General features: G+C 24.1%; 2 protein-coding genes. Both read left to right on the forward strand.

The window, feature by feature from the left end; all coding sequences use genetic code 11:
* Nucleotides 1-467 precede the first annotated feature (467 nt).
* Nucleotides 468-974: a QueT transporter family protein gene (locus NSA58_RS19695; protein ID WP_074429885.1), complete on the forward strand. Its 507-nt coding sequence runs from the start codon at nucleotides 468-470 to the stop codon at nucleotides 972-974.
* Between the two features lie 19 nt (nucleotides 975-993).
* On the forward strand, nucleotides 994-1,719 hold the full coding sequence (locus tag NSA58_RS19700) for a hypothetical protein (RefSeq protein ID WP_074079354.1): 726 nt from the start codon (nucleotides 994-996) through the stop codon (nucleotides 1,717-1,719).
* Nucleotides 1,720-1,831: the final 112 nt, after the last annotated feature.

Below are 1,831 nucleotides of genomic sequence, written 5' to 3' on the forward strand. Positions count from 1 at the left end.
AACTAAAGTCATTCACTATATAAGTGTTATAAAAAAAATTATCATATAAGTATTTGTAGGGACTATTACATATATACAGTGCAATAATAGTTGCTAAAATAAGTAATATACTAGTAATAGGCTCTATTTCAATATTAAATAATTTTTTATGTTTTTTTATCATATTATCACCTCATGTTTAACAGTAATCTTTTGTTACTATCTAAATTTAACAATAAAAAGAATCAAAAAATTTGCTTTGCTTGAGCGACGCTTCGGCTAAACACTTTAAGTCACTGTGTGGGTACTACACTTTAGGCAACGACCTTGCTTAAAAAGTAAAATTACTTATATATGTATATGATTAATTAATGAAATAAATATTAAATCTTATAAATTATCTTATTGAGATATTTATTGATTTATAATATAATCGTTCATGTCGCATAATAATTAAATAAATATGAAATCATGTTTTGGAGGATAAAATGACTAAGAAAACAAGGGAAGTAGCTATAGTTGGAATAATAGCAGCTATATATTGTGTAGTAACATTAGCATTAGGATTTATAAGTTATGGACCTATTCAATTTAGAGTTTCAGAAATATTGATGTTTTTACCTTTACTAAGTAAAGAATACATAGTAGCATTAACATTAGGTTGTTTCTTAGCAAATGTAATAGGTCCTTATGGAGTTCCAGACATAATATTTGGGACATTAGCAACATTAATTAGTAGTGTTTTAGTATATTTAACACCTAAACTTTTTGGCAAAAACAAATACACTTTATTAATAGCATCAATATGGCCAACTATAATAAATGCTTTGATAATAGGATGGATGTTATATAAGTTTGTTGGACTACCTTTTGCGCTATCAGCTTTTGAAGTAGCTTTAGGAGAATTTGTAGTTATAACTATTGTAGGTTTACCTATATTTAAAATGGTTAATAATAAATATGGCAGTAGAATAAAAAAAATTTTAAATAATTAATTTTGCAAGGAGGCAATTTATGGAGGAGAAATATTCTAAGTTTATAGGAGTAGGTAGTGAGGGAATTAAAACTTTAAAATCATTTAAAAATAAATTAGAGAAAAACTTTAATTTTGAAGAAATAAATTTAAATCAAGATGTGGATAAAGAATATGTAAGATCATTATTAGATGGTATTGAAATTTTATTTATATCTTATAGTAGTGAAGAAGCAAAAGTAAAAGATATAGTAAAAGCTATCTCATTTATGGCAAATGAGAGAAGAGTAATATGTATAGGGCTAGACTGTTCATTAAAAGAAAATAAAGATGATATGGGTCTAGATAAAGAAATAAAAATAAATAAATACAATAGTGAAAAAGTACAAGACTTAATAAATATAGTTGTAGAATCTGTTGATGAAAATTTATTTTTAGCCATAGACTATTCTGACTTAAAAGAAATTTTTGCAAAGGATTCTGCCATATCTTACTCTATAGAAGAGTTTGAAAAAGAGGTAAGTATTGATGAAATAGCTAAAACACTTACAGAAGAAACTTATACAACTGTAGGGGAAGAGGTAAAAAAGAAAGCTTTAGTATTTTATGAAATGTCTAGAAATTTAATTGAAAACGAATTGATATTTATAAATGAAGTTAATATGAAGATAAATGAAATTTTAGGTGACACTTATGATATGATGTTTTCATATAATGCAACTGATGATGATAATGAAAAAATTAAAATATGTTTAATAAGTAAATAATATTGAATGTTTAAAAATTAATGTAAAAAATTGCAAGCAAATAAATTTGTTTGCATTTTTTATATTTTATACAATGTTAAGAAAAATATTTGTTTTTATAAAATATTATGAT

This window comes from Terrisporobacter muris (genome assembly GCF_024621905.1).
Lineage (GTDB): Bacteria > Bacillota > Clostridia > Peptostreptococcales > Peptostreptococcaceae > Terrisporobacter > Terrisporobacter muris.